The organism is Bifidobacterium sp. LH_426 (assembly GCF_056356875.1).
Window position 1 is genome coordinate 217,515 of the sequence record NZ_JBKEVB010000003.1, and the last position, 24,802, is coordinate 242,316.

A 24,802-nucleotide genomic window follows, 5' to 3' on the forward strand; every position below is an offset into this window, starting at 1 on the left:
CATCACTTGAAAATGGCGAATTGCTTCTTATCCCATGCGGTAAATAGAGCGCTTAAGGTCAAGGGGCTGCCGTTGGCGTCCCCGACTCCCTTTTCGTCAAATACCTCAGTGCGCTTATACCGGGCGGCATCCTCGAACAGGTACATGATGACCTTGTTCTTGAACGCTTCGTTGAACTCGTCAGTGCCGGTAGTGAGGTTGGGTGAACCAAGGAAGAACGGGCCAAGCAGTTTGTCCTCGGACACCTTGGCTTTGGTGAGCAGTAGCATATTAATCTTGTTGCGCCAGTCTCGCCACTTGGTGTCTTTGATTTTTTCGGCGCCATCGTTGATACCTACATAGCGGAAATTCCAGCGGCGCTTGAACGCCGTGTCCATCGGGTACACACCTTGGTCGGCCGAATTCATCGTGGCCCAAATGAGCATGTTGCTGGGCAGGGCGATGGAGAGGGACTTGGGCGCTTCGCCGGTCGCGTCGTAATGCTGTCCGGTGATTTCCGCCAGCCGTTTCCTCCCCTGTTCATTAAGACCGTCCTTTGACCAGAGGTAAGCCTTCATGTCCTCACTGACAGTGATGGGGTAGGTGCTGTTTCCGGCGTCGTTCCGATCCAGCAGCTGGAAGATGTCGCCGAACACCGAGGCTGGATCGGCGCGATTGATCTCCTCGATAACCAGTACATGATCCTGTTCAGAGTCTTGATCGTTGAGGGCGTCGATCAGCACACGAGTGAACGGTCCCGGTGTGAACGCATATGTGAAGTCGGCTTTGCCCTGCTCCTTGGTGATGGCCTTCGGCCGGAACGAGCCGACGAACTGCGCGTGCAGATAATCCGAATAGAACGTCACACGTTCGTATCGTCCCTCGAACTGCCTCAGATCCTCGTTGAGCCTATAGCTCTTACCAGTTCCCGGCGCTCCGAAGTAGATGAGATTGCGGTTGAGGTCGTTAATTGGTGAAGATTTAAGGAATTCGGCATAGAGTTCAAGATCCCGTGCTGCGTATCCAGCAGTTACTTCTGGGGATTTCTCTTCTGGCGATTTGTATAGGGTGCGTGTTCCAATCCAATCAGACCGTATTTGTAGAAGTGTGTCGGAATCTATTAAGTCAAAGATTGTATCAAACTTGGGAAGATTATATGATGAAATGGGCTTCTTGTTAGTTCCTATCAAAGATGTGTATTTTATATCTTTTGCAGCATTGATATAGCTAGTTTTTGAGTTTGGATAAAGCTGTTCCAATTTAATGCCAAACAGCTTTTCCCTGATCTTGCTATTGTTGTAGCTGCTTGTAGATCTTCCTTTCGGATTGCATTCAGCATAGAATATATCCGAGTGGTTTTGCAATGATAGATAGGGTTCAATATTGGGCTTGTGTATCGAGATGGTTAAGCGGTTTTGATAATCAGAGAATAGTTTTTCTAATTGAATGGTTTTATTTGCAAAACTTATGTGGCCGGATCGTTCGGTCTTCTTATTATTTGAAGTTGTAGTGTTGCTAATATCAATAGTTGGCTCCTTGGCCGAGTGAACATCTACCAGCAGATACTCGCCGTCTTGTTCGAGTTTGGCGAAGGTGAGCACCACGTCGGTATCGCGGTATGCGTCGGAGTCGAACATGCCTTTCGGCAGATCAAAGGTCTGGCCTGCTGCGCAGTAGTCCAGCGCGAGACGGCCGCGGCTGTCGAAGTGTCCGCGTCCATCGGTGGAGATCAGCAAGGCGAAGATGCGACCATTGGTTTGTGCGAACAGTTCGTGGAATTCTTTCTGTTCCGGCATAGTCCCCGCTCCCATCATCATCGAGTTGCCGTCATCCTATCGCAATATCGGGTATCGGCCATGGATAGCCACTCCGGCGTGACGCGATTCGATGATCGTAGATCACTGGTGGATCTCCTGTCACGCGCCTACTGAAGCGCGTGCTTGTCGATCACGATGGGTGTCGGTTCATTTGTCACTTGACTTGCGGAAAGGTCGCCATGCCGTATTCGCATCACCATAGATATTCATCACCTGTCTCCGCTCTCCCTACGCTCTCCGACATCGAATCTCGGATGAGTGAGTTGGACGCTGCGCTTTACGTCAAAGCCGCGGAGCAGTATCGAAACCGTGAGATTCATCCGGAATGGGAGTGCTACCAGCTGGACGGGAACACATTCGTCACACAGGAGGAGTTCGAATCAATCGTCGGTGACGAATGCGATCACTATATGGCGTGGAAGAACGGGGCATCGACGAGTCATCGTTCCCATACTGGAACGAGCCGGCGGTCATGTCGTATCTCGTCAGTCGCAGCATCGACGAAGGTGACGGCGGCGAATGTTGCTGGACGGACGCGCAGCCCATCGACTACGCGCGATCATGCACCGTCGCACCATCCTCCGTACTGCAACGTCGCGGACTTGACTGGCGCATCGCGGGCACGGCGGACGACGGACTCACCTACGCGCTGTTCCGCCATCCCAACGTCGACATCATCGAAAACCCGCACGGCCTGCTGGCCATCGTCTCCTCACACCATCCTGAACGCACCGTCACCGCCGACTATCGCGACGACGCATGGCACATGCAGGCGCTCCTGCGTGACCATACCGACCGCGTCGCGCCGACGGTACTGTCCTCGACCGTCCGTGCGCCACGCCCGTCGTCTTCGACTGGCGTGGCGTGCCGCGAACCGGAGAATACGACGAAGGCCGCCGCCGCTTCCATGCGGCGAAAGCGGCCTTCGGCTACGCGATTGAGTGGGTGGACGGCGACGCTTGGTAGGCGGTGTCGATATCCACGCCGTTGCGCACGAACGACATCAGGCGGTTTTGTCGTTTGCTCTGCTTATTCCACCAATTCGTGTAGCTGCCGCACACTGATGACCCGCCCATGCCGTGTCATGAACGAATCATCACCGCCGTAGACCAGCACTTTTTGATTGGCATCACATCCCATCAATTCTCCTAGGGAATCCAACGTGGCGAACGCGTGGGGATCATAAGTGGAGGACGCCTTGATTTCCACGAGATACCGTATACGCCCCGCCTTTTCGACAATCAGGTCGGCTTCCTTCTGGTTGGAGTCGCGCCAATAGTAGACGTGCGGTGTCTTGCCGCGCGAGTAGTGCTCCTTGACGATTTCCGAAACGACCATGTTCTCGAATAGGTGCCCACGGAACGCATTGTTCGAACGCAGGTCTTCCACACTCTCCAGTCCAAGCAGGTGCGCGGCCAGACCGGAATCGTAGAAGTACAGTTTCGGCGTCTTGGTCAGGCGTTTGCCGAAGTTGCGGTAATACGGTTGAAGACGGAACGTAACGAAGCTCGCTTCGAGAATCGACATCCAATCACTGGAGGTATTTGTGCTGATGCGAGCGTCGGTGGCAAGGGAACTGTCGGAGGTGAGTTCTCCGATGCGGTAGGCGCACAATCCGAGGAATCGCCTGAAATCGGCGAGCTTGCGCACTCCCAGTTCGCCGCGCACATCGCGTTCCACATAAGTGCTGACATAGGTGTCGAAGAAGCGGTTCGGGGACAGGCGGCTGGAATATAGACGGGGGTATCCGCCTCGGAGCAGCCATTCGTCGAGATTGCCGGGCTGAAGCCCGGCCGCCAGGATTTCGGAATAGGTCAAAGGAAGCAGATACGTGAGCCCCACTCGTCCGGCCAGTGATTGCGAGATGGACTTCAGCAGCAGGAAGTTCTGGGAACCGGTGAGGATGAACTGCCCCGGTTCGTTGGTGGCATCGACGATGCCTTGGAGATACGAGAACAGCTCAGGAACGCGTTGTGCTTCATCGATGATCGTGTGCTTCGGGTACATGGTGAAGAACAGGCGCGGATCATCCTCGGCGAGATGCCGAGTGTCCGTATCTTCCAGGCTGACGTATCGGAATTCCGGATGTAGCTCTCTTGCCAGCGTGGTCTTGCCGCTTTGCCTTGGGCCTGTGATGGAAACCACGGGGAACCCAGCGAGCAGTTCATCGATATCCGTGGCCAATGTCCTAGGTATCATTATCTTCCCGTCATTTCAACGATTATCGACTCCTACTGAGAGTTTAACATAACTTCTACTGACAGTTTTGCATAGGAGCTACTGGCAGTTTGACATAATGCCTACTGAGAATTCTGCATGGAATCGTGACTGGTTGCTTCGCGCATGGCGCGGGTGTCACGGGAGGCACCGTCGCTGCCGTCAGGCGTGGTTCCAGCGCTCTCGATGACAGCGCCGCTGCTACCTGCTGCCGCCGACGATCTCGTCGTAGAGGCGGGCGAGGCGGTCCTCGCGCTTGGACTTCACGAGCTCGCACTCCCACACGTCGATCACGCGCCAGCCGGCCGCCCGGAGCTCCGCATGCTGGCGACGGTCGCGCTCGCGATTGCGCAGCAGCTTCGCCGTCCAGAACTCCACGTTCGACTTCGGCGTGCTATGCCGCGCGCACCCCTCATGCGCATGCCAGAAGCAGCCGTTCACGAACACGATCGTGCGCCACTTCGGCAGCACCACATCCGGGTGCCCGGGGTAGCGCTTGTCGTTCTTGCGGAACCGCAGTCCGCGGCGGAACAGGTAGCTGCGCACCAGCATCTCGATCGACGTGTCCTTGCCGCGGATATGCGACATCGTGTACGACCGTGTGCCGCGCGTGTATTTCTCCGGGTGCTTCGGGGTCACCACGGGATCTGCGCCTCGTCGCCCGAGAACGGGCTGTTGTTCGAGAACGTGTTGCCGCCCGAACCCGAGGCGGAGGGGCGTGCGCCTGCGCCGCTGCCTGCCGTTGTGCCGTCCGTCGTCACGCCGTGGGCGAGCTCGTCCAGGAACCCATCCACCTCGGCGACGTCGTATCCCTCTTTGAAACGCACCGTTTGGAACGTCCGGGCTGCGAGTTCGGCCGCGGTCATCGGGTTGCCGGCCTTCAGGCGGGCGATGACCTCGTCGAGAAAATCATCGACCTCGTCGACGTCGTACCCCTCCCTGAAACGCACGGTCTGGAACGTCTTGTTGCGGATATCATCCACGCTGACCATCGTCATCCTCCCGTCTGGCGACCGGTGGCCGGCGGCCGGCGGCCGGGCTCATGCTTCGGGCGGGGCCGGCTGCGGCTGGTCGTCTTATAGCCCTTCAGCTTAGCCTGGGTCGTTGAGACCCGGCGGCGCCGCAGGGAACGAGCCATCGGGCATCGAAGGGTGGGGAGCGGCGACGAATGTGCGGAGCGTAGGGGCGAACCTGTAGGGTTTGGTCGGCAACCTGCGGAGTTTCGGCACGAACCTGCAGGGTTTCCGCGCAGATGTGCAGTCCCTGACGGCGAATGTGCAGGGTGTCCCCTTGAAGAACTTCCGGCCGTTGGTTTTCCCGTTCCGGCGAATCCGCATGATTCTGCCGATTCCGGATGCCGCCATCGGCGGGTAGAGGCTCTTCTTCACGGGATGGCCCTGCAGGTTGCTGGTCGAATCATGCAGGTTGCTGTGGGAACCGTGCAGGTCGCCTTCCGAACCGTGCAGGTCGCCGCCCAAACCCTACAGGTTCCGCGCCAAATCCGGCGCCTAGGGCTCAGACGGTCTCACGCAGGCTCAGGTAGTTGTCGATGTCCTGCTGTCGTACCGCGCGGTCGGCGTAGATTCTGCGCGACGCGGCGTCGGCGGTGAAGTCGACGTCACGCCGCACCACGACGAAGCCGAGCTTGTCGGCGATCATGCAGGAGGCGTAGTTGCGCGCCAATGCCGCGAGGAATATGGGCAGTGCCGCATCGTATTGCGCGGCGATCTTCTGTCCGCTCGCCGCAAGGTATGAGCCGTACCGGAGATGCCAGAGCCGTGGCGGTATGTAGTAGCGCATGTTCAGAATGTCGCCGGCGCGACGGATGCCGCCCGTGCCGAGGAAGTGCCCGCTGTGGTCGCGCATGACCCAGTAGCCGATGCCATAGCGTTGCCAGTCGTGAATCCAGTGCTCCAGCATCGTCTGCGTCTGGTCGATGCTGGTGTGGCGATGGTTCGGCATGTTCCACCATATGCGCGGGTCGGCGAACAGCGTGTGCAGGTCGTCGAGGTCGTCCATCGTCGGCTTGGACAGGTGCGGCGCCGGCCCGCGACGTCCGCGGCGTCTGGCTCCGGTGTGTTTCCTTCTGGGGCGGCGTGGCTTGACGATGACGGCTTCGTCGTCGGCGCTGGGATCGGTCGCCGGTTCGTCCGTCGTATAGAAGTCGCCGCTGCGGATGTCCTGACGGACGGCGACCTGCGGGATCGACACGATGTGGATGGGCGCGCCCGGTGAGGGCGCGGTCGTGGCGGTGTCTTTGATGACATGGCGTCGCCCGGCGGTGGAACGTCCTTGGACCGGTGTGGCGATGTGCTGGTTGAAGGTGATTGCGTTGCTGGCATCCGAGCCGGTATCGCATGGCATGGTGCAGAATCCTTCTTTCCTTCTTGTTCCTTCCTTGATCCCACCCCCGAAAACTAGGTAGTTGGGCCCCTCGTATACACCCCCTATTCAATATGTGGCCGCGGGGGATGAGGATTGTGGTCTTGTTCACAACTACGTTCCGGCAGGGAGGGGGCTTGGTGTATCGGCGGAGTTCTACCGGCGGAGTTCCGCCGAGGGCACGCGGCCGGGGTGCGGGAATGTGCGACGAGGCAGGGTGAGATAGGGGGTATATGGGGGGCTGGAGGAGTGTGTAAGGGGGTGTGTGATGGGTATGGGCGCAGCGGCGCGCGCACGTCGACTCGGTCGCCGCCGGGCGCGCACGCCGCGGACCATGTGCCGGTCCTCGTCGCTATGATGGTCATAACGCGCGTGCGCGAAGCGGCGTATGCGGGTTCGAATGGAACCGAAAGCGGAATCGGATATGGAAGGCCAAGGAGGGCATCATGATTCTCGTCACCACTACGCCAACGGTCGAAGGATACGTGATTACGAATTATCAGGGCATCGTGTTCGGCGAGGTCGTCGCCGGCGTGAACATGTTCAAGGACATCGGCGCCAGTTTCCGCAACATGTTCGGCGGACGCAGCCAAGGCTATGAGGAGGAGCTGATGAAGGCGCGCAACGAGGCGATCGCCGAGATGCAGCAGCGTGCGGAGGCGCTCGGAGCCCATGCCGTCGTCGGCGTGGACGTCGATTACGAAGTGCTCGGCACCGACGGCTCCATGCTCATGGTCACCACCTCCGGCACCGCCGTCCAGCTCGCCCGCGCCCGGTGAGAGGAGTTGCCGGGCCAAGTCAAAGCAAAAGGGCAGGAACCTTTCGGTTCCAGCCCTTTCTTGCTGGTGCGAGTGGGGGGAGTTGAACCCCCACGAGCATACACTCACTGCCACCTGAAGACAGCGCGTCTACCATTCCGCCACACTCGCAGACAAGTGGATAACTTAGCACCACCTCGTCGAGAGACGCAAATCGAGCGTGTCTTCGGCGTGTCGCGCCGAGGATGCCGCGTTTCGACGCACCTAGGCTACGCGCCACTCCACCGTGTGCGGGGCGGCACCGATCTCGAAGTGGTATTCGGCACAGCCGAGACCCACGTGCGCGAACAGGCCGTCCAACGCCTCCGCGGTCACCGAGCCATCCTCGTTGAGCGTGAAGTGGAACGGCTGCTGGCTGAGCGACGTGGGCGCGGCCATCGCCGCTTCCATGCCGCGCACGAACCAGTCCGGCCAAGTCCCGGCGTCTCCGCCTTCCGTTGTGCCTTCCGTCGCACCGTTCGTCGCACCGTTCGCCACGCTCGCCAGTTCCTCGATCGGCTTCGTGCGGCGCCGCCCGCCCGGGCGTGCGCCATGGCCGAACGCGATCACCCACACCACGGATTCGCCATCGTCCAGCGTCCACCATGCATCGGCCGCCGGCACGGTTTCGGTGCCGTCCAGCACCGCCCAGGACGTCGCCAATCCCAGCTGCACGGCGCGCAGCACGAGACGTTCGCCGTAGTATCCGACCCGCTCTTGCAGCGCGGCGGCAGCCGGCGAGACCGGCGTGCCGTCCGCGTCCTTGAACGCTTGCAGCGTGGCACCACCCGCGTTGCCCGTGCCATTCACGTCGCCGGCGTCACCCGCACGCCCGATCAGCGCGATTGCGTTGTGTACGCCCTTGAACCGGCCGTAGTGCGTCTTCAGCCCGAGGAACGCGTCGTCCAGTCCGGTGGTCATCTGTATGTGCAGGCCGCTCGCCGCGTTGCACGCGTCGATTTCGGCCTGCAACGCGGCGAGCACGTCGGCCGCGACCGGTTCGTCCGTGTAGGCGCGGATCGCGTGGCGCGCGTCGATTGCTTCGAGAAGATTCATCATGATGCCTTTGCGGTGATTGATTGAGGTGATGGGTGGGGTGACGGGGTGATGGTGCGGATGGGACCCCCTCAGTCCGCTTCGCGGACAGCTCCCCCTGACAGGGGGAGCCAAGTCGGGTCAGGGATTCGCTGCTAAAAATCGTTGGCTGCTCCCCTGTCAGGGGGGCCAAGGATGGGCGGGGTCTACTTGCCGTAGAAATGGGCCAGGGATTCGTCGCGGAACTCTTCGAAGTAGCCGCCGTCGATCGAGGCGCGGATGTCGTCGAGGAGCTTCACGAAGAACCGCTCGTTGTGGATCGTGGCGAGCGTGAACCCGGTGAACTCGTGCGCGCGCAGCAGATGGTCCACGTAGGCGCGCGAGTAATGCGCGCACGTGTAGCAGTCGCAGCCCTCCTCCAACGGCCCGAAATCGAACTTGTGTTGCGCGCGCTTGATGTTGTAGCGGCCGTGGCGCGTGAAGATCGCGCCGTTGCGGGCGCATCGCGCGGGTGCCACGCAGTCGAATGTGTCGCCGCCGTTCTCCACGCACGCGAAGATGTCGTCCACGGACGCGATGCCGAGCACGTGACGCGGCCGGTTCTCCGGCATCGCGTCGCAGATCCACGCGCACGTCTCGCCGATGATGCGCTTCTCGATCGCGCCGCCGATGCCCACGCCGTCGAAGTCGAGCGAGGCGATCTGCTCGGCCGCGTGCCGGCGTAGATCCTCATAATTCGCGCCCTGCACCACGCCGTACAGCGCCTGGTACGGCTTGCCGAGGCGGGCTTCGGTGAGCCGCTGGTGCTCGGCCACGCACCGCTGCGCCCAGCGGTACGTGCGCTCCACCGACTCCTCTTGGTAGGAGCGCGTGTTCATCAGCGTGGTGAGCTCGTCGAACGCGAACATGATGTCGGCGCCGATCTTGTGTTGGATGCCCATCGAGATCTCGGCGGAGAAGCGGTGCTCGTCGCCGTTGAGCGGCGATTTGAACGTCACGCCGTCCTCGTCCACCCAGGCGAGGCGCTCCTTGCCTTCCGCGATGATGTCGTCCGATTTCATGCCGGTCACGTCCATCGCGAGCGTCTTCTTGAAGCCGACGCCCAGCGACATGACCTGGAATCCGCCGGAATCGGTGAACGTCGGGCCGTGCCAGTTCATGAACTTCGCGAGGCCGCCGGCCGCGTCGAGCACGTCCTCGCCGGGGCGTTCGAACAGGTGGAACGCGTTGGCGAGCAGGCATTGCGCGCCGAGATCCCGCATCGATTCGGGCAGGACCGCCTTCATCGCGGCCTGCGTGCCCACCGGCACGAACGCGGGCGTGCGGATGTCGCCGTGCGGCGTGTGGATGATGCCGGTGCGGCCGTAGCGCGCGCCGTCCTTGCCCTTGCCGTCGGCCGCGTCCGGCAGGCGCGTGATGGTCTCGAATGAGAACGCGGCACGGTCGCCGGGTTTGCCGGGGGCGGCACCGCGCGGATGCTCGTTGAGGTCGACTACGGCGGTTGCGTCGGTGTTCGCCGTGGCGTCGGCTGTAGTGTTCGTGGGGTTGTCGGTCATAGCTTCACTTTAGGCGGACAAGCGGATTGCGGGAAGGTCGATGGGGCGGGCGGAACCGCTGGAGATGCGTGCGGCGGAGCGGATGGAAGGACGACGTAGGGCTGTCTCGCTTATGAGGGGTACTTCGGAACGTACGTCGATGTGTATCTCCGTTGGGAGGGGTGCCGGAGACGGTGTACCCGGGAGGTTTTGGAGGAATTCCGACGCCCGGCGCAGGTTTCCCGTCGGCGGAGTACCCCTTGCAACGGGGATAGCGGTTCGAGGCCCGTCGCATCCACCCCTTGCAAGCGAGATAGGCGGTGGCGTCGGACGAGTGCGCGCAAAAGGCTCGGCCGGGCGACCCCGCCTAGGCGAACCGGGCGGGCATCCCGGATGGGCGCATGCGGGAAGTCGGTAGAAGATTCACTCGGCACTTCCAACGAACATTCAGGAAACATCCAGAGCTACTGCCTTTACTCTTAGGTAGCAATACGAACCGGCGGCGAGATTGCTGAAGTGCAGACAACGATATGAAGCCGCCGTTCCTATGAAGGAGCAGACGATTATGGCTGATGAGCAGAACAGCTGGAACCCGCAGGGTGACCAGAACACGCAGCCGCAGGAGGAGCAGACCTCGGCCACGCAACCGCTGACGCCGCAGACCGGTGCCGATACCTCCGACCAGCGGGATGCGCAGGCCACGCAGAGCTTCGCCCCCGCATACGGCGGCGAGCCCGCGGACAACGAGCAGCCCACCGAGACCATCGATCCGTCGGCCGTGCAAGGCGCGCAGGCGGCCGCCGCATCCGGCTCCGCCGCGACCCGGACGTTCCCGACCGCGCCTGTGGCCCCGATCGCCTCCACGCCCGCCACGGCGTCGAACACGCCTGAAGCGGTTCCCGACTACGCCGCCGCCAAGGGTGAGCAGACCGTGGTCTCCTCGGCGCCGACCGGCTCCACCGAGCCGACGGCCCCGGCCTCCCAGCCGTCCCAGCCCGCATACGGCCAGTACCGTCCGGCCCCCGAATACGGCGCCTACGGCCCGGTGCCCACGCAGCCCGGCACCGGCGCCCAGCCCGGCGCATCCGCCGGCCAGACGCAGCCCGCGCCGGACCGCAACCCGTACGCCGGCGCGCCGGGAACCTCCAACAATCCGTTCGCGCCGCAGGGCGTGCAGAATCCGCAGAACCCGCAGAACCCGCAGCAGAACCCGTTCGGCCCCAACCCGTCCGCCCCGGGCGCCCCGGGAACCCCGAACAACGGCAACCCGTTCGGTCTCAACCCGAACAACCCGAACGATCCGAATACCCCGAACCTCAACGCCCGCCCGAAGGCCGCCAACGGCACGGTGCGCGGCGTGGTCATCGGCGTGGTCGCCGCGCTCCTGTCCGCCGGCCTGTGCCTCGGCGTCGGTTACGCGGCCATCACGAGCGGCGCGGTCAGGGTGCCGACCACCAGCTCGCTGGCCAACGTCAACTCCGGTTCCTCCGGCTCCGGCTCCGCCACCGCGAAGTCCGGCGAGGCCCCCGACTGGAAGGCCGTCGCCAAGGAGGTCTCCAACTCCGTGGTCTCCATCCAGACCCAGCTGTCCGACGGCTCCGCCCAAGGCTCCGGCGCGATCCTCGACACCAAGGGCCACATCGTGACCAACAACCACGTGATCTCCGGCGCCCAGAAGATCCAGGTGACGCTCTCCAACGGCCAGATGTACTCCGCGCAGGTCGTCGGCACCGACACCACCACCGATCTCGCGGTCATCAAGCTCGACAATCCGCCGAGCGACCTCAAGGCCGTCGAATTCGCCGATTCCGACAAGCTCGCCGTCGGCGAGAACATCATGGCCGTCGGCAACCCGCTCGGCTACGACGACACCGCCACCTCCGGCATCGTCTCCGCGCTCAACCGCCCGGTCACGGTGATGGACGACAACAACAACGACATCGTCACCAACGCGGTCCAGATCGACGCGGCCATCAACCCGGGCAACTCCGGCGGCCCGACCTTCAACGCGGCCGGCCAGGTGATCGGCATCAACTCGTCGATCGCCTCCACCTCCAGCTCGTCGTCCTCCAGCACCGCCGGCTCGATCGGCATCGGCTTCGCGATCCCGTCGAACCTCGTCAAGCGCGTCGCCAACGAGATCATCGAGAACGGCTCCGTCAAGCACGTGGCGCTCGGTATCACGATCACCTCCGACACGGTCGAGGCCGACGGCGTGACCCGCGCCGGCGCGAAGATCACCAAGGGCTCGTCCGGCTCCGCGGTCGTCTCCGGTTCCCCGGCCGCCAAGGCCGGCCTGAAGGAAGGCGATACGATCGTCGCCTTCAACGGCAACGCGGTCGGCAGCAACGCCTCCCTGCTCGGCTTCGTGCGCGCCTCTGCCCTCGGCGACAAGGCGACGCTCACCATCGTGCGCGACGGCAAGACCATGGACGTCGATGTGACGCTCGACCAGCAGGAGGAGAAGGTCAACGGCTCCAACCGCTCCGACTCCAACAGCCAGAACGGCAACGGCTCCGACGGCTCCGGTTCGGATGGTTCCGGTTCCGGCTCCGACGGTTCGGACGGTTCCGGCAGCAACGGATTCCCATTCAACATGTGGTGATTGGCAGCGTCCGGCCCCGGCATTCGCTTCGCGCGAGTGCCGGGGCTTTCCCGTTTCCGGGCCGACCGCAGGTGGGGGACGCGGGTGCGCCGTTGTGCTCCTGCTCCCCCTCAGTCGGCTGCGCCGACAGCTCCCCCTGAAGGGGGCGCATAATGCGTGCGACCCACGCCGTGGGTTGCGGCGCTCGCGGGCCGCTGTTAGAGTGGCAGCGCAATAACCGAATATCGATTCTTTACGCCGTGTATCGAGCGATGCATCATGTGGAAGCGCAGGGTCCGGCCCCGCTCCCGCCCCGATGCCGCCGATGGGTTAACAAGGCGTGACCGAACCAGCCGTGCGTCACGTTTTGCATACCGTCAAGGCCAAGCGATTGCAAAGCGGCACGCCCGGCCCGTACCAGCGTAAGGAGCATCAGATGAGCCAGCTCATCCCATCCCTCACCGCCGATCCAGTCGACCAGGCCACCCCATCGAAACACCGCGGCATCATCCCCGCGCTCGCCGACCTGTGCCGTCGCCTGCCGATGCTGCCGGTCGTCGTCCTCTCCGCGATTCCCGTCGCCCTGCTGTGGAACATCCGCCTGTGGGGCGCGCTCCCGTCGCACGCGTCCGTGCTCGCCGCACTGAGTCATCTCTCGCTCGGCCAGTGGATCGTCGTCGCGCTCGTCGCATACACCGTGACCGACACCGTCATCGGCATGATCGACGACATCCGCCACGGCCAGGTCGGCATCGACCTGCTCGCCGTCCTCGCCATGCTGTCCACACTCGTCGTGGGCGAATACTGGGCGTCGTGGGCGGTCGTGCTCATGGTCACGTCCGGCGAGGCGATCGAGGAATACGCGCAATCGAAGGCGGAACACAGCCTCACCGCGTTGCTCGACGCCGCGCCGCGCACCGCACACGTCGCGAACCTGCCCGGCGTGGGCAGGGGAGCGGCGCGCAACATCGCGCCGATCCGCGACGATGGCTTCCGTCGCGCCACGCGGCCGACGGACGACGTGTGCGCGATCACCGGCCGTGACCCGGAATCCTGCGATCCGGCCGTCGCGCGCGCCGACGCGCGCGTGCGGCCGGGCGCGGACGCGCGATTCGACACCGTGCCCGTCGACCAGGTGCGGCTCGGCGACGTGATCATCGTGCTTCCCGGCGAAACCGTGCCGGTCGACGGCGAACTGCTGTCCGGCGCGGCCACGCTCGACCTGAGCGCGATCAACGGCGAGCCTGTGCCGCGTGAAGTGTACGCTGGCGCGCGCGTCATGTCCGGCGCGGTCAACGGCTCGACGACGCTCGCCATGCGCGCCGTCGAAGTCGCCGCCGACTCGCAGTACCAGCGGATTCTCACGATGGTGAGCCAGGCGCAGGAGTCGCGGCCGGCGGTCGTGCGGACCGCGGACCAGCTCGCCGTGCCGTTCACGCTGCTCTCGCTGCTCATCGCCGGCGTCGCGTGGGCGGTGGCCGGCACGCCGCTGCGGTTCGCGCAGGTGCTCGTGCTCGCGACGCCCTGCCCGCTGCTCATCGCCGCGCCGGTCGCGTACATCGCCGGCACGTCGCGCCTCGCCGCCGCCGGCGTGCTCATCAAGACGCAGGATGTGATCGAACAGTTGGGGCGCGTCACGCAGGTGTTCTTCGACAAGACCGGCACGCTGACCGTCAAGCAGCCGCAGGTCGTGCGCGTGGAGATGGTGGATGACGGCGATGCCGTGGGCGCCGGTGTTGCGGGTGCGCGCGTGCCGAGACTCGACGAGGACCATGTGCTCATGTTCGCGGGCGTGGTCGAAAGCTATTCGGTGCATGTGCTCGCCAAAGGCATCGCGGCGGCTGGGCGCGAGGCGCTCGGACGGCTGCATGCGCGGTACGCGGCCGGGCGGCGCGAGTGCCCGGAGAACGCGGCGGCCGTTGCGGGCGGCGGTGCGGCGGGCGACAGCGCGGCGGCCGTCGCGTCCCATGGCGGATACGGGCGTGACTATCCAGTCGTGACGAACGTAAAGGAGGAATCCGGCAAGGGAATCTCCGCCGAAGTCAACGGTCATGCGGTGCGCGTCGGGCGGCTGGCGTTCGCGGCCGCGGGCGAGGACGGATTCGTGACGGTGGCTGGTGCCGGACGGACGGGCCGGGGCACGGGAGACCCCCTCAGTCCGCTGCGCGGACAGCTCCCCCTGGAAGGGGGCGCAAAGGGGAGGCAGGGACGTGACGAGCTGGAGCGGCTTCCCTTGGAAGGGGGCGCAAAGGCGAGGCAGGGACGCGAACGCGAGCTGAAGCCGAGGGGCGCAAAGAGTGGGGCCCGGTTCGGGATGCTGGCGGCGGACGAGATGGCGTCGTATGTGGCGGTGGACGGGCGGCTGGTCGCGCGCATCGTGCTGCGCGACGTGCCTCGCGCGAACGCGAAGGCCGCCCTCGCGAAGCTGCACCAGCTGGGTGTCGCCAAGCTCACGATGCTCACCGGCGACAAGCGGGCCTCGGCCGAGATCATCGCGCGCGAGGTCGGTATCGACGAGGTGCACGCCGAGCTGTTCCCCGAAGACAAGGTGGCGGCGGTGCGTGCGGTCGCCGGCGGCGACAGGGAACGCGGGAACGGAGGAGCCGGCGAGATCGTCCGTTCCCATGCGGCGGTCGAGCCCGTCACGATGATGGTGGGGGACGGGGTGAACGATGCTCCGGTGCTGGCGGCTGCGGGCATCGGCGTCGCGATGACCGACGGCACGTCCACCGCCGCCTCCGAATCGGCGCAGGTCGTCGTGATGAACGACGACATCGCCGCCGTGCCGCGCGCCATCGCCATCGCGCGGCGTACGAAGCGGGTGATGCTCCAGGCCGTGATCGTGGGTCTCGCGCTCGCCGTCGTCGGCATGGTCGCGGCCGCGTTCAATTTGATCCCGGTGGTCGTCGGCGCGTTCCTGCAGGAGGGCATCGACGTGGTGAGCATCCTGTGGGCGCTCACCGCCGTGTTGGACCGGGACTAGTGGCATCGCTGTTCGCGCTGCGCCGGTACTGTGATGGTGACGCGTCGGTGCTGCGTTGCGGTGTGCGGGTTTCACGCGGTCGCAGTGCTTGCCCATGGCGCTTTCTCGTTCGGGAGGGGTACCTCGTCGTCCTTGCGCGGAGGCAACTGGCCTACGAGGGGTATCTGACAGAGGGCATAACGGGCTTGAGTGGCTCCATGCCGCTCTCCGTGCCCGGAATGACCGTGATTGAGTACCCCTCGTAACGCGGATACGCCTCCGGAACGGTCAAAACGTACCCCTCCCAAGCGAGATGCCGTTAAGAAACGGGGTGGACGCCGTAATACGCGGCATCCACCCTGTTGCGTCGCCTGCGCGGCGGCCAGCAGACTCACACGGTGATCTCGCCGGCGATGGATCGGGGGATCCAGGCGGCGAGATCCTTGCCGGTCAGGCCCTGCGAGAGCAGGAACACGATCTTCGCATAGGCGGCCTCGAGCGTCATGTCGCCCGTGCCGACCGCGCCCGCGCGCGCGATCGCGTCGCCGGCCTCGTAATGGCCGAGCAGCACGTTCGCCTGCTGGCACTGCGAGGCCACCACGACGGGCACGCCCTCGTCCAGCACCTTCGCGAGCACGTCGGTCAGGCCGGGTTCGGTGCACGGCACGTTGCCCACGCCGTACGCGCGGATCAGCACCGCCTCGGGACGCGGGGTGAGCATGGCGTCGAGTCGCGCGGCCGTGATGCCGGGCGCCATGTCGATTACCGCCACGTCATGCCGCGCGTACGGCAGCGGGTCGTACCAGCCTTCGCCGCGGCCCTCGTAGGATTCCCAGTGCCAGGGCGCGCCGGTCTGCGCGAGCAGTCCGGCCGACGGCGCGTCGAAGCCCTCGAACGCCCACGACGACACCTTGCTCACGCGGTTGCCGGCGATCAGATGATGGCCGAAGAACAGCGAGACGCCGTGCGCCCGGCCGCTGATGACCGCGTTGAGCGCGCCGGTCACGTTGGCCGTGGCGTCGGTTTCGACCATGCCCAGCGGATACTGCGATCCGGTGAACACGATCGGCTTGCCGAAGCCGGTGAGCGCATACGACACCGCGGCCGACGAGTAGCTCATCGTGTCGGTGCCGTGCAGCACGACGAACGCGTCGGCGTCGTTGCGGTGCGCCCGCAGGTCGTCGATGATCGCCTGCCAGCTGTCCGGCGTGGCGCACGACGAGTCGATCAGCGGGTCGAGTTCGGTGTACGAGACCTCGTCGGTGCCGATCTGCGTGCCGTCGAGCAGCCCGCGCAGCCAGCCGAGCATGTCGGCGCCGGGGGCGAGCCCGTGCGGCGAGTTGACCATGCCGATCGTGCCGCCCGTATACGTGATGTGAATGCGCATGATGATTGCCTCCTGTCCGGTATTCGGTCTAGTCGGTCCTGTCCGTTCCGTCCGTTCGCGCCGCCCGCTACTTGGCGGCTTCGACCTCGTCCACCGCGTCGGCGTCGAGCATCTCGTCCAGCAGGTTGCCGTCGATGCGCCCGCGCACGTAGTACCAGCCGATGACCATGGCAATCACGACGACGACGAACAGGGCCAGCGTCCAGCGGCCGGAGGCGCTCGTCAGGTTCGAGATCACGACGATCGCGAAGAACACCAGCGACACGTAGTTCGTGTACGGGGCGCCCGGCATGCGGTATTCGGGGCGCGTCTCCTCGCCGGCCTTCACCTTCTTGAGGAACGCGAGGTGCGTGACGAGGATGGAGGCCCACGTGCCGGCGATGCCGATGCCGGCGAGGTTCATGATGATGTCGAACGCGTCGGACGGCAGCACCGCGTTGAGCACCACGCCGATCAGGCCCAGCGCGGACGTGATGATGATGCCGCCGTACGGGATGTGGTGCTTGTTCATGCGGGCCGCGAACTTCGGGCCGGAGCCGGCGATGGCCATCGAGCGCAGCGTGCGGCCGGTGGCGTACAGGCCGGCGTTCAGCGACGAGAGGGCGGCGGTGAGCACGACCACCTGGATCACATCGCCCGCGTGCGGGATGCCGATGCCGGAGAAGAACGTGACGAACGGGGACTCGTTCGACGAGTACGCGGTGTACGGCAGCACGAGCGCCATCAGGATCACGGAGCCCACGTAGAACACGAAGATGCGGATGATCATCGAGTTGATGGCCTTCGGCAGGACCTCCTTGGCCTCCTGCGCCTCGCCGGCCGCGACGCCCACCATCTCGGTGCCGCCGAACGCGAACACGACGCCCAGGGTCAGCGCGAACACGGGCGCGATGCCCATCGGGAAGAAGCCGCCGTGCTCGGTGATGTTGGCGATGCCGGCGTGCGTGTCTCCGACCGGGGCGCCGGTGACGATCGCCCAGATGGCGATGACCATGAACGCGATGATCGTGAACACCTTGATTGCGGCGAACCAGAACTCGGCCTCGCCGAACATCTTCACGCTCATCATGTTGAGCACGAACACGAGGGCCAGCGCGCCGAGCGCGAGCAGCCACTGCGGCACGTCGGCGAACGCCTTCCAGTAGTGGAAGTACACGGCGACGGCGGTGATGTCCGCCATGACGGTGGTGGACCAGTCGAGGAAGAACATCCATCCGGTGATGTACGCGCCCTTCTCGCCCAGGAACTCGCGGGCGTAGGAGACGAACGCGCCCGACGACGGGCGGCGGATCGCCAGCTCGCCCAGCGCACGCACCATCAGGAACGCGAAGATGCCGCAGATCGCGTAGGCGATGGTCAGGCCGGCGCCGCCCTGCGCGAGACGTCCGCCCGCGCCGAGGAACAGGCCGGTGCCGATCGAGCCGCCGATGGCGATCATCTGGATGTGGCGGGGCTTGAGCTCCTTCGCATAGCCGGCGTCGCCCTTGTCCTGCACGACGGTGGCGGTTTCCTTGGCGGTATCCTTGCCGGTTTCCTTTCCGGCGTTCGCGGGTGCGGCCTCCGGCGTGGTCGTCTTCTCTCTCTCACTCATGATTCCGTCCTTTTGTTCGGTGGATTCTCCGATATCGCGGCATCGTGGCGCGCGATCGGTGAACATGATATGACGCTCGATAACCAATCAGGTGAACGGATTCCGCATTGGTGCCTCCATAGGTGCCGGGAGACCGACACGCCGTTGCCGACAAGGTTGTTCGCTGATTTGACTTAATGGTTGTTAAGTGTAAAGTAAGAATCGTCCAACACAGGAGGGACGCGCAGCCGGACCGCAGTGATGATGCTGGTTCATGGAGGAATCCCGTCGGCCGCCAAGCGCTCCCATAGTGAATGCAAGGCAAGGAGAAACGATGTCCGTTTCAATGCAAGCCGCACAATCGCCCCAATCGGTGCGGTCCTCCCAGACGGAGCAGTCCGCGCGCCCGTGGTCCGGTTCCGTCAGTGACGAGGAACAGCCCAAGGCTCCTATTCTGATCGGCATCGCCACGGCGCTCGGCGCGATGCTGTGGCTTGGCCCGTACCTCGGCGTCAACGCCGTGCTGCTGCCGGCCAAGGTGCAGGTCATCGATCCGGCGAACAAGGCCAGCATCATCGCGTTGCTGTCCGGTTCGGCCATGGTGTTCGCCACGCTCGCGAACATCATCATCGGCGGCCTGTCCGACTTGACCCGCAGCCGCTGGGGCCGCCGCACCCCGTGGCTGTTCGTCGGTTCGATCGGCTGCTTCGTGATGCTGCTCGCGTTCAACGCGGTGACGACCGTCCCGCTGCTGGTGGTCTCGTGGTGTCTCTACCAGGTCTTCCTCAACGCCCTCGTCGCCCCGATCGTCGCCGTCATCGCCGACCGCGTGGCGCCCCGGCACCGCGGCCTGGTCTCCTCCATCTACGCGTTCGGCTACGTGATCGGCCAGTATGGCGGTCAGCTCGTCGGCGCGCAGTTCCTCGGCCCGAAGATCGGCACCGGCATCATCGTGATGAGCGTGCTCACCCTGCTGTGCGGTCCGCTCACCGCGAGCCTGATGCGCGAGAAGTCCAGCCTCGGCATGGAGAGGAAGCGCTTCACGTGGGACATGTTCGTCCAGCACTTCATCTTCCCGGTCAAGGATTGCCGCGACTTCTACCTCGCCCTGTTCGGCAAGATGCTCGTCAACACCGCGACCACCGCGATCATGGCCTACCAGCTCTACATCCTGTCCGACTACATCGGCCTCGGCACCTCCGGCCAGCAGAAGTACGTGTCGATCATCTCGATGCTGCTCATGGTCACCGCTATCGCGATGTCCATCGTCGCTGGCCCGATCTCCGACAAGATTCACAGCCGCAAGCTGCCGGTCGCCTTCGCCGCCCTGCTCGTCGCCATCGGCGTGGCGATGCCGATGGTCTCCAACGCCGCGTGGACCATGGTCGTCTACGGCGCCGTCGCTGGTCTGGGCATGGGCATTTTCTTCGCCGTGGACCAGGCGCTCAACATCGAGGTGCTGCCGAACGCGGAGAACGCCGCCAAGGACCTCGGCATCCTCAACCTCGCCAACACCGGCTCCCAGCTGCTCGGCCCGCTGGTCGCGGCCGCGATCGTCGGCGTCACCGGCGGCAGCTACTACGGCCTGTTCCCGGTCTGCGCCGTGGTCTCGCTCGTCGGTGCCGTGCTCATCATGATGATCAAGCGCGTGAAGTGATTACGCACCCCAATCCGCACGCACCCCACCACGCCCAATTAGACTGAACACCGATTAACCAATAAGGAGAAGACATCACCATGGTCACATGGATCGAAACCACCGACGACGCCCGCTGGGTCGCCAAGCCCGCCCCGAAGGCCGGCGCGACGAGCGAGCTCGGCATCGCCCTGACCGGCGGCAAGGAGCAGGAGGTCGAAGGCTTCGGCGGCTGCTTCAACGAACTCGGCTGGCTGCCGCTGCAGTCCCTCACGGCCGAGGACCGCGAACAGATCCTCAAGGAGCTGTTCAGCCCCGACGAACTCGATTTCCGCCTCAACCGCGCCCCGATCGGAGCGAACGACTTCGCCGCCGGCTGGTACAGCTACGACGAGACCCCCGGCGACTACGAGCTCAAGGACTTCTCGGTGAAGGGCGACGAACGCGCTGTGCTGCCGTACATCCGCGCCGCCAAGAAGTACCAGCCGCAGCTGTCCGTCCACTCCAGCCCGTGGAGCCCGCCCACCTGGATGAAGAACCCGCCGGTCTACAACTACGGCAAGCTCGTCATGACCTCCGAGAACCTGCAGGCGTACGCAAACTACTTCGTCAAGTACGTGCGCGCCTACCGCGCCCTCGGCGTGAACGTGACCCGCATCTTCCCGCAGAACGAGCCGTGGTCCGACGCCAAGTACCCCACCTGCACGTGGACGAGCGAGCAGCTGCGCACGTTCATCCGCGACTACCTCGGCCCCACCTTCGAACGCGAGGGTCTGCTCGGCAAGGCCGAGGAGGGCGGCGTCGAGATCTGGCTCGGCACGCTCAACGGTCCGCGCGACATGCAGTTCGTGAGCTTGTACGGCATGGTGCTGGAGAACTACAACCGCTACGTCGACAACATCCTCATGGACGACGAGGCGCGCAAGTACATCACCGGCGTTGGCTATCAGTGGGAGGGCCGCGACTGCATCGAACGCACGCACAAGGCGTGGCCGGAACTCAAGCTCATGCAGACCGAATCCGAATGCGGCATGGGCGACAACTCGTGGGAGTACGCCGAATACATCTTCCACCTCGTCAACCACTATCTGACCCACGGCGCACTCGGCTACACCTACTGGAACATGGTGCTCGCCGGCACCGAAAGCACGTGGGGATGGCGCCAGAACTCGCTGTTCTCCGTCGACACCGAGGCGAAGACCTTCACCCGCAACCCGGAATACTACGTGATGCGCCACTACGCGCACTTCGTCAAGCCGGGCGCGCGCGTGCTCGACGTGGAGGGCCGTTTCTCGTCGATGGCCTCCGCCTACGAGAATCCGGACGGTACGCTGGCCGTCGTCGTGCAGAACGCGCTGGAACGTGAGGTGGAGTTCAGTTTCACCGATCCCGCGGACGCCTCCCGCGCCTTCACCGCGACGCTCGCCCCGCGCTCGTTCAGCACGTTCACGCTCGACTGAGCGGGAACGTGCGCGATGGCGGTCGCCGGCCCGGCGGCTCGGCGTTCTGCCGTCGCGCCGCCGGGACCGTGCGATTCCGCGAATCGTATAGGATGGTCGCGTCAACGACAATACGATTCAAAGGAAACGCAGGTACCCGGTGGGCGGAACGAAGACCGCGATGACAGCGCGCGAGCGCAGGATCAGCATCATCAACACGGCGACGCAGTTCGTGGCCCAGCACGGGTTCTGGGGATTGCGCCTGCGTGAGATCGCGGTGGCCGAAGGCGTGACGGAAGCGGGACTCCTCTACCATTTCGGGTCCAAGGAAGGCCTGCTGCTGGCGATACTCGACTACCGCGACCGCACCGACCGCGTGGCGCTGTACGGCGAGCTCGGCGTGCCGATGCCGCCGGACGACGCCCCCATCGGCGAACAGGACGATTTCCCCGTCGGGCTGCGCGATTTGACCGCGGCGACCGTGCGGCGCAACGCCACGCAGCCGGAGATCGTGCGACTGTACACCGTGCTGCAGGGCGAGGCTCTGTCGGAAAGCCACCCGGCCTTCCAGTACTTCCGCGACCGCGAACAGTGGGTGATGCGCGAATACACGAAGGCCGCGGCCAACGACGGCTGCCACGACCCGCATCGGACCGCGATGCAGACGCTGGCCGCCATGGACGGCCTGCAGATGCGATGGCTCCACGACCGCGAGCACATCGATCTGGTGGGCGAGTGGCAGGCGCTCATCGACCGCATCATCGGCTGACGCCCGTCCCCGAACACCCGTCTCCGGCACCCAATCCATCCCCGATTGGTCCCGATACCGACGATCATCCCCGCATCCGCAAGGCCGCGGGGCCGGCTTCGCACACCTTGAACGCCGGCTCCGGGGAAACCGCGCCATGGCATGGACGCCACGGCGTAATCATCGAACACACCGAAACGCATCGAAAAGGAAAGAGAACATGACCACCCATCCCATCCTGAGCAGAGCGGTAGGCGGACTGCTGGCCGCGGCGACGCTGCTCGGCGGCGTAGGCCTGGCGGCCCCGGCCGCACAGGCCTACCAGCCGACCGTGAAGACGCTCTACGCGGCGTCCGCGCAGGATAAGGTGAACTTCAACAAGAAGAACCCGATCCTGTACCCCAAGTCGGCGCAACTGGAGGACGGCGCGCTCGTGGCGACCTTCGAACGCAGCGTCGGCGACCCGGTCGGGCAGACGCTGCCCATCTACCGCAGCACCGACTATGGCACCACCTGGGAGGCGCTCTCGGAAGTCCAGTCGCCCGCCGCGCTCACCAAAGGCACCGACCGCGAGGCCGAATACGCGCAATATACGAGCGCGTGGACCAACCCGTACCTGTACGTGATGCCCGAAACCGTGGGCGGACTGGCCAAGGGCACGCTGGTGCTCGCCGCCATCGTCTCCGGCGACGACCCCTACCTCAAGGAGCACCTCGCCGCCGACTCGAACTTCAACCGCACGTCCGACGACTTCGACCGCAAGGACGTGGCGCTCGCGCTGTACTCGAGCGCCGACGGCGGCAAGGACTGGGACTTCCTCAACATCGTGGCCAAAGGCGGCTGGCAGGGCTCCTACGGCGGGCCGTTCGCCACCGAGAACGCCACGCACCAGAACGATCCGGTCTGGGAGCCGTTCCTCATGGTCTACGACGGCAAGCTCGTGTGCTACTACTCCGACGAGAACGACTTCGACTGGAACTCCTACGACAAGGAGACCGGCGCCATCGCGCTCGCGGCCGACAACGACACCGCGAAAGAGGACGGCGGCAGCGGGCAGATCCTCGCGCACCGCACCTGGGACGGCAATCTTGCCGATGATTGGAGCGCCATCGTCGTCGACGAGGCCGGCAACAAGTTCAAGAACAAGTACGCGGGCGGCGGCCGCCCGGGCATGACCACCGTCGCGCCCACCACCGACGGCAAGTGGATGATGACCTTCGAATGGTGGAACGGCCGCGACGCCAACATCCAGTACAAGATCGCCGACGATCCGCTGGAGTTCCACAAGGTCGACCGCCAGCCCATCACGAAGCTCGCCGGCGGACTGACCACCGGCGGCAGCCCGGTGCTCGTGCACCTGCCCGACGGGCGGATCCTCTACAACGCAGCCGGCAGCGCCGACATCTGGGTGAACGAATCCGGTGCCAGCGACGGTGCGTGGACGCGCTTCCGGACCGCGGTCGGCGCAGGCTACAGCCGCAACATGCAGTACGTGCCGCAGACCGGGCGCGTAGCGCTGCTGCGGGCCACGTTCGGCGGATTCAACGTCTCCTACGGCGAGGTCGATCTGGGCCGTTCGCAGGGCGCGTACTACCGGCTGGTGAACAAGAAGACCGGTGACGTGCTGAGCGTCGGCGACCAGGCGAACGACGGTGCGAAGATCGTCGCCGAGAAGGCGGGGGATTCGGGTGCTGGTGACGTGCGTGACGCGCAGCTGTGGCACATCGTTCGTCACGCCGACGACACGGCGACCCTGTTGAACAAGGCCGGCGGCCGCGCGATGGCGATCGACGGCGGCACGATCGCGGCCGGCGGCAGGCTGCTCTCCTGGGTGGACGACGGCGGCGCCGACAAGCAGTGGACGCTGGAACCGGCGGGCGACGGCGCGTACCGATTGGGCATCGGCAGCGGGCTGTTCGCCGCGGTCGGTGGCTTGGGAGCAAGTTCCGGCTCGGTTGCCGGCACGCAGGCGACAATCGGCGCGAAGGCGTCCGACGGCTCCGACGAGTGGACGCTCCAGCGTGATCCGGAACAGGTCAAGGCGGCCGCCGTCGAGCCGCTGGCCGGGGTCTCGACCGAGATCGGCACCGCGCCGTCGCTGCCCGGGACGGTGAAGGTCACGGTGCCCGGCGGACTGGCCGAGTTCGGTGACGACGCGACGGCGGTCGCGCCGGTCGAAGCGCCGGTCGCTTGGGATGCGATTGATTCGTCCGCATATGCGAAGGCCGGTTCGTTCACGGTCAAGGGCACGGCGCACGTCACGGCGGTCGGCGTGGATACGACGCTGCCGGTGCAGGTCGAGGTCGCCGTCACGACGGCGGACGGCGGCTCCGGTGACGGTTCCGGTGACGGCCAGAACGGTGGTTCTGGGAACGATTCCGGGAACGGGCAGAACGGTGATGGACACCACGGGTCCGGTGCCGCCGGCTCGCATCATGACGTCGCGGCCGATCGGCGGGACGGCACACAGGATTCCGCCCGTCGCGACGGTTCCATCTTGTCCGCCACCGGCTCGTCCGTCGTGGCCGTCATGACGCTCGCCGGTGCGGCGCTTCTGCTGGGCGCGGCAGGACTGGTGATGGTCCAGCGCCGCCGCGACTGAGCGTCCCGCTGACATTGCTCTGGCATTACCGAGGCGCCTAGGAAGCGCGAGGGAGCGGCTCCGGTCGCTCCCGAACGTGACGCCGAGGCGAGCGGGAATGTGCGGGCGAATG

Annotated in this window: 17 protein-coding genes, 1 tRNA gene and 1 pseudogene; 8 read left to right on the forward strand and 11 right to left on the reverse strand. The window is 64.8% G+C overall.

Annotated features, from left to right (window positions below; genetic code table 11):
• Positions 1-2: 2 nt before the first annotated feature.
• From AC1AYD_RS04750 to AC1AYD_RS04770, 5 genes and pseudogenes are all read right to left on the reverse strand, one after another.
• Positions 3-1,775: an AAA family ATPase gene (locus AC1AYD_RS04750; RefSeq protein ID WP_476544760.1), complete on the reverse strand. Its 1,773-nt coding sequence runs from the start codon at positions 1,773-1,775 to the stop codon at positions 3-5.
• A 1,050-nt stretch (positions 1,776-2,825) separates the two neighbouring features.
• Positions 2,826-3,980: an ATP-binding protein gene (locus AC1AYD_RS04755; protein ID WP_476502267.1), complete on the reverse strand. Its 1,155-nt coding sequence runs from the start codon at positions 3,978-3,980 to the stop codon at positions 2,826-2,828.
• Between the two features lie 234 nt (positions 3,981-4,214).
• Positions 4,215-4,655, reverse strand: a complete 441-nt coding sequence (locus AC1AYD_RS04760) for a very short patch repair endonuclease (protein ID WP_476502268.1) — start codon at positions 4,653-4,655, stop codon at positions 4,215-4,217.
• Entirely contained in the window at positions 4,649-4,879 is a 231-nt protein-coding gene (locus AC1AYD_RS04765) for a DivIVA domain-containing protein (RefSeq protein WP_476502310.1), read from the reverse strand. Before AC1AYD_RS04765 ends, AC1AYD_RS04760 begins: the two co-directional genes overlap by 7 nt.
• 26 nt (positions 4,880-4,905) lie before the next feature.
• Positions 4,906-5,011: pseudogene (locus tag AC1AYD_RS04770) on the reverse strand (DivIVA domain-containing protein); the annotation flags it as partial.
• 202 nt (positions 5,012-5,213) lie between these two features.
• Here AC1AYD_RS04770 and AC1AYD_RS04775 point away from each other — a divergent pair.
• Positions 5,214-5,387: a hypothetical protein gene (locus AC1AYD_RS04775; protein WP_476544761.1), complete on the forward strand. Its 174-nt coding sequence runs from the start codon at positions 5,214-5,216 to the stop codon at positions 5,385-5,387.
• A gap of 141 nt (positions 5,388-5,528) precedes the next feature.
• Here AC1AYD_RS04775 and AC1AYD_RS04780 read toward each other — a convergent pair whose 3' ends face one another.
• Positions 5,529-6,377, reverse strand: coding sequence for a GNAT family N-acetyltransferase (locus AC1AYD_RS04780; protein WP_476502269.1), 849 nt, complete (start codon positions 6,375-6,377; stop codon positions 5,529-5,531).
• 464 nt (positions 6,378-6,841) lie between these two features.
• Between AC1AYD_RS04780 and AC1AYD_RS04785 the strand changes: the two genes are divergently transcribed.
• Positions 6,842-7,174: a putative heavy metal-binding protein gene (locus AC1AYD_RS04785; protein ID WP_476502270.1), complete on the forward strand. Its 333-nt coding sequence runs from the start codon at positions 6,842-6,844 to the stop codon at positions 7,172-7,174.
• A 64-nt stretch (positions 7,175-7,238) separates the two neighbouring features.
• Here the strand turns inward: AC1AYD_RS04785 and AC1AYD_RS04790 are convergent.
• The 3 genes from AC1AYD_RS04790 to tgt form a co-directional block, all read right to left on the reverse strand.
• A tRNA-Leu gene (locus AC1AYD_RS04790) sits at positions 7,239-7,324 on the reverse strand.
• A 93-nt stretch (positions 7,325-7,417) separates the two neighbouring features.
• Positions 7,418-8,251, reverse strand: a complete 834-nt coding sequence (locus AC1AYD_RS04795) for a nitroreductase family protein (RefSeq protein ID WP_476544762.1) — start codon at positions 8,249-8,251, stop codon at positions 7,418-7,420.
• Between the two features lie 182 nt (positions 8,252-8,433).
• Positions 8,434-9,783 (reverse strand): tRNA guanosine(34) transglycosylase Tgt, encoded by a 1,350-nt coding sequence (tgt, locus tag AC1AYD_RS04800; RefSeq protein WP_476502272.1) that lies wholly within the window; start codon positions 9,781-9,783, stop codon positions 8,434-8,436.
• Between the two features lie 544 nt (positions 9,784-10,327).
• Here tgt and AC1AYD_RS04805 point away from each other — a divergent pair.
• Entirely contained in the window at positions 10,328-12,367 is a 2,040-nt protein-coding gene (locus AC1AYD_RS04805; RefSeq protein ID WP_476502273.1) for a S1C family serine protease, read from the forward strand.
• Positions 12,368-12,890: 523 nt separating this feature from the next.
• The gene (locus AC1AYD_RS04810; protein ID WP_476502311.1) at positions 12,891-15,329 is read left to right on the forward strand and encodes an HAD-IC family P-type ATPase; all 2,439 of its coding nucleotides are present in this window, start codon (positions 12,891-12,893) and stop codon (positions 15,327-15,329) included.
• A 370-nt stretch (positions 15,330-15,699) separates the two neighbouring features.
• Here the strand turns inward: AC1AYD_RS04810 and AC1AYD_RS04815 are convergent, their stop codons facing one another.
• Together AC1AYD_RS04815 and AC1AYD_RS04820 are read right to left on the reverse strand one after the other, a co-directional pair.
• Entirely contained in the window at positions 15,700-16,695 is a 996-nt protein-coding gene (locus tag AC1AYD_RS04815; protein WP_476502274.1) for an asparaginase, read from the reverse strand.
• Between the two features lie 67 nt (positions 16,696-16,762).
• Entirely contained in the window at positions 16,763-18,286 is a 1,524-nt protein-coding gene (locus AC1AYD_RS04820) for an amino acid permease (protein WP_476502275.1), read from the reverse strand.
• Positions 18,287-18,599: 313 nt separating this feature from the next.
• On the opposite strand from AC1AYD_RS04820, the gene AC1AYD_RS04825 reads away from it, so the two are divergent.
• From AC1AYD_RS04825 to AC1AYD_RS04840, 4 genes are all read left to right on the forward strand, one after another.
• Complete coding sequence (locus tag AC1AYD_RS04825) at positions 18,600-19,922, forward strand: MFS transporter (RefSeq protein WP_476502276.1); 1,323 nt, start codon at positions 18,600-18,602, stop codon at positions 19,920-19,922.
• Positions 19,923-20,002: 80 nt separating this feature from the next.
• Positions 20,003-21,361: a glycoside hydrolase family 30 protein gene (locus AC1AYD_RS04830; RefSeq protein ID WP_476544763.1), complete on the forward strand. Its 1,359-nt coding sequence runs from the start codon at positions 20,003-20,005 to the stop codon at positions 21,359-21,361.
• A gap of 160 nt (positions 21,362-21,521) precedes the next feature.
• Positions 21,522-22,109 (forward strand): TetR/AcrR family transcriptional regulator, encoded by a 588-nt coding sequence (locus AC1AYD_RS04835; RefSeq protein WP_476502278.1) that lies wholly within the window; start codon positions 21,522-21,524, stop codon positions 22,107-22,109.
• A gap of 199 nt (positions 22,110-22,308) precedes the next feature.
• Complete coding sequence (locus tag AC1AYD_RS04840; RefSeq protein ID WP_476502279.1) at positions 22,309-24,690, forward strand: RICIN domain-containing protein; 2,382 nt, start codon at positions 22,309-22,311, stop codon at positions 24,688-24,690.
• The last annotated feature ends 112 nt before the right edge of the window (positions 24,691-24,802 follow it).

What these genes read in the sequence shown, in the direction of transcription:
- AC1AYD_RS04835 (WP_476502278.1), top strand. Translation starts at nt 21,522, where the DNA reads ATGACAGCGCGCGAGCGCAGGATCAGCATCATCAACACGGCGACGCAG.
- AC1AYD_RS04765 (WP_476502310.1), bottom strand. Translation starts at nt 4,879, where the DNA reads ATGACCGCGGCCGAACTCGCAGCCCGGACGTTCCAAACGGTGCGTTTC.
- AC1AYD_RS04785 (WP_476502270.1), top strand. Translation starts at nt 6,842, where the DNA reads ATGATTCTCGTCACCACTACGCCAACGGTCGAAGGATACGTGATTACG.
- AC1AYD_RS04825 (WP_476502276.1), top strand. Translation starts at nt 18,600, where the DNA reads ATGTCCGTTTCAATGCAAGCCGCACAATCGCCCCAATCGGTGCGGTCC.
- AC1AYD_RS04750 (WP_476544760.1), bottom strand. Translation starts at nt 1,775, where the DNA reads ATGCCGGAACAGAAAGAATTCCACGAACTGTTCGCACAAACCAATGGT.
- AC1AYD_RS04840 (WP_476502279.1), top strand. Translation starts at nt 22,309, where the DNA reads ATGACCACCCATCCCATCCTGAGCAGAGCGGTAGGCGGACTGCTGGCC.
- AC1AYD_RS04805 (WP_476502273.1), top strand. Translation starts at nt 10,328, where the DNA reads ATGGCTGATGAGCAGAACAGCTGGAACCCGCAGGGTGACCAGAACACG.
- AC1AYD_RS04830 (WP_476544763.1), top strand. Translation starts at nt 20,003, where the DNA reads ATGGTCACATGGATCGAAACCACCGACGACGCCCGCTGGGTCGCCAAG.
- tgt (WP_476502272.1), bottom strand. Translation starts at nt 9,783, where the DNA reads ATGACCGACAACCCCACGAACACTACAGCCGACGCCACGGCGAACACC.
- AC1AYD_RS04815 (WP_476502274.1), bottom strand. Translation starts at nt 16,695, where the DNA reads ATGCGCATTCACATCACGTATACGGGCGGCACGATCGGCATGGTCAAC.
- AC1AYD_RS04820 (WP_476502275.1), bottom strand. Translation starts at nt 18,286, where the DNA reads ATGAGTGAGAGAGAGAAGACGACCACGCCGGAGGCCGCACCCGCGAAC.
- AC1AYD_RS04795 (WP_476544762.1), bottom strand. Translation starts at nt 8,251, where the DNA reads ATGATGAATCTTCTCGAAGCAATCGACGCGCGCCACGCGATCCGCGCC.
- AC1AYD_RS04780 (WP_476502269.1), bottom strand. Translation starts at nt 6,377, where the DNA reads ATGCCATGCGATACCGGCTCGGATGCCAGCAACGCAATCACCTTCAAC.
- AC1AYD_RS04810 (WP_476502311.1), top strand. Translation starts at nt 12,891, where the DNA reads ATGCTGCCGGTCGTCGTCCTCTCCGCGATTCCCGTCGCCCTGCTGTGG.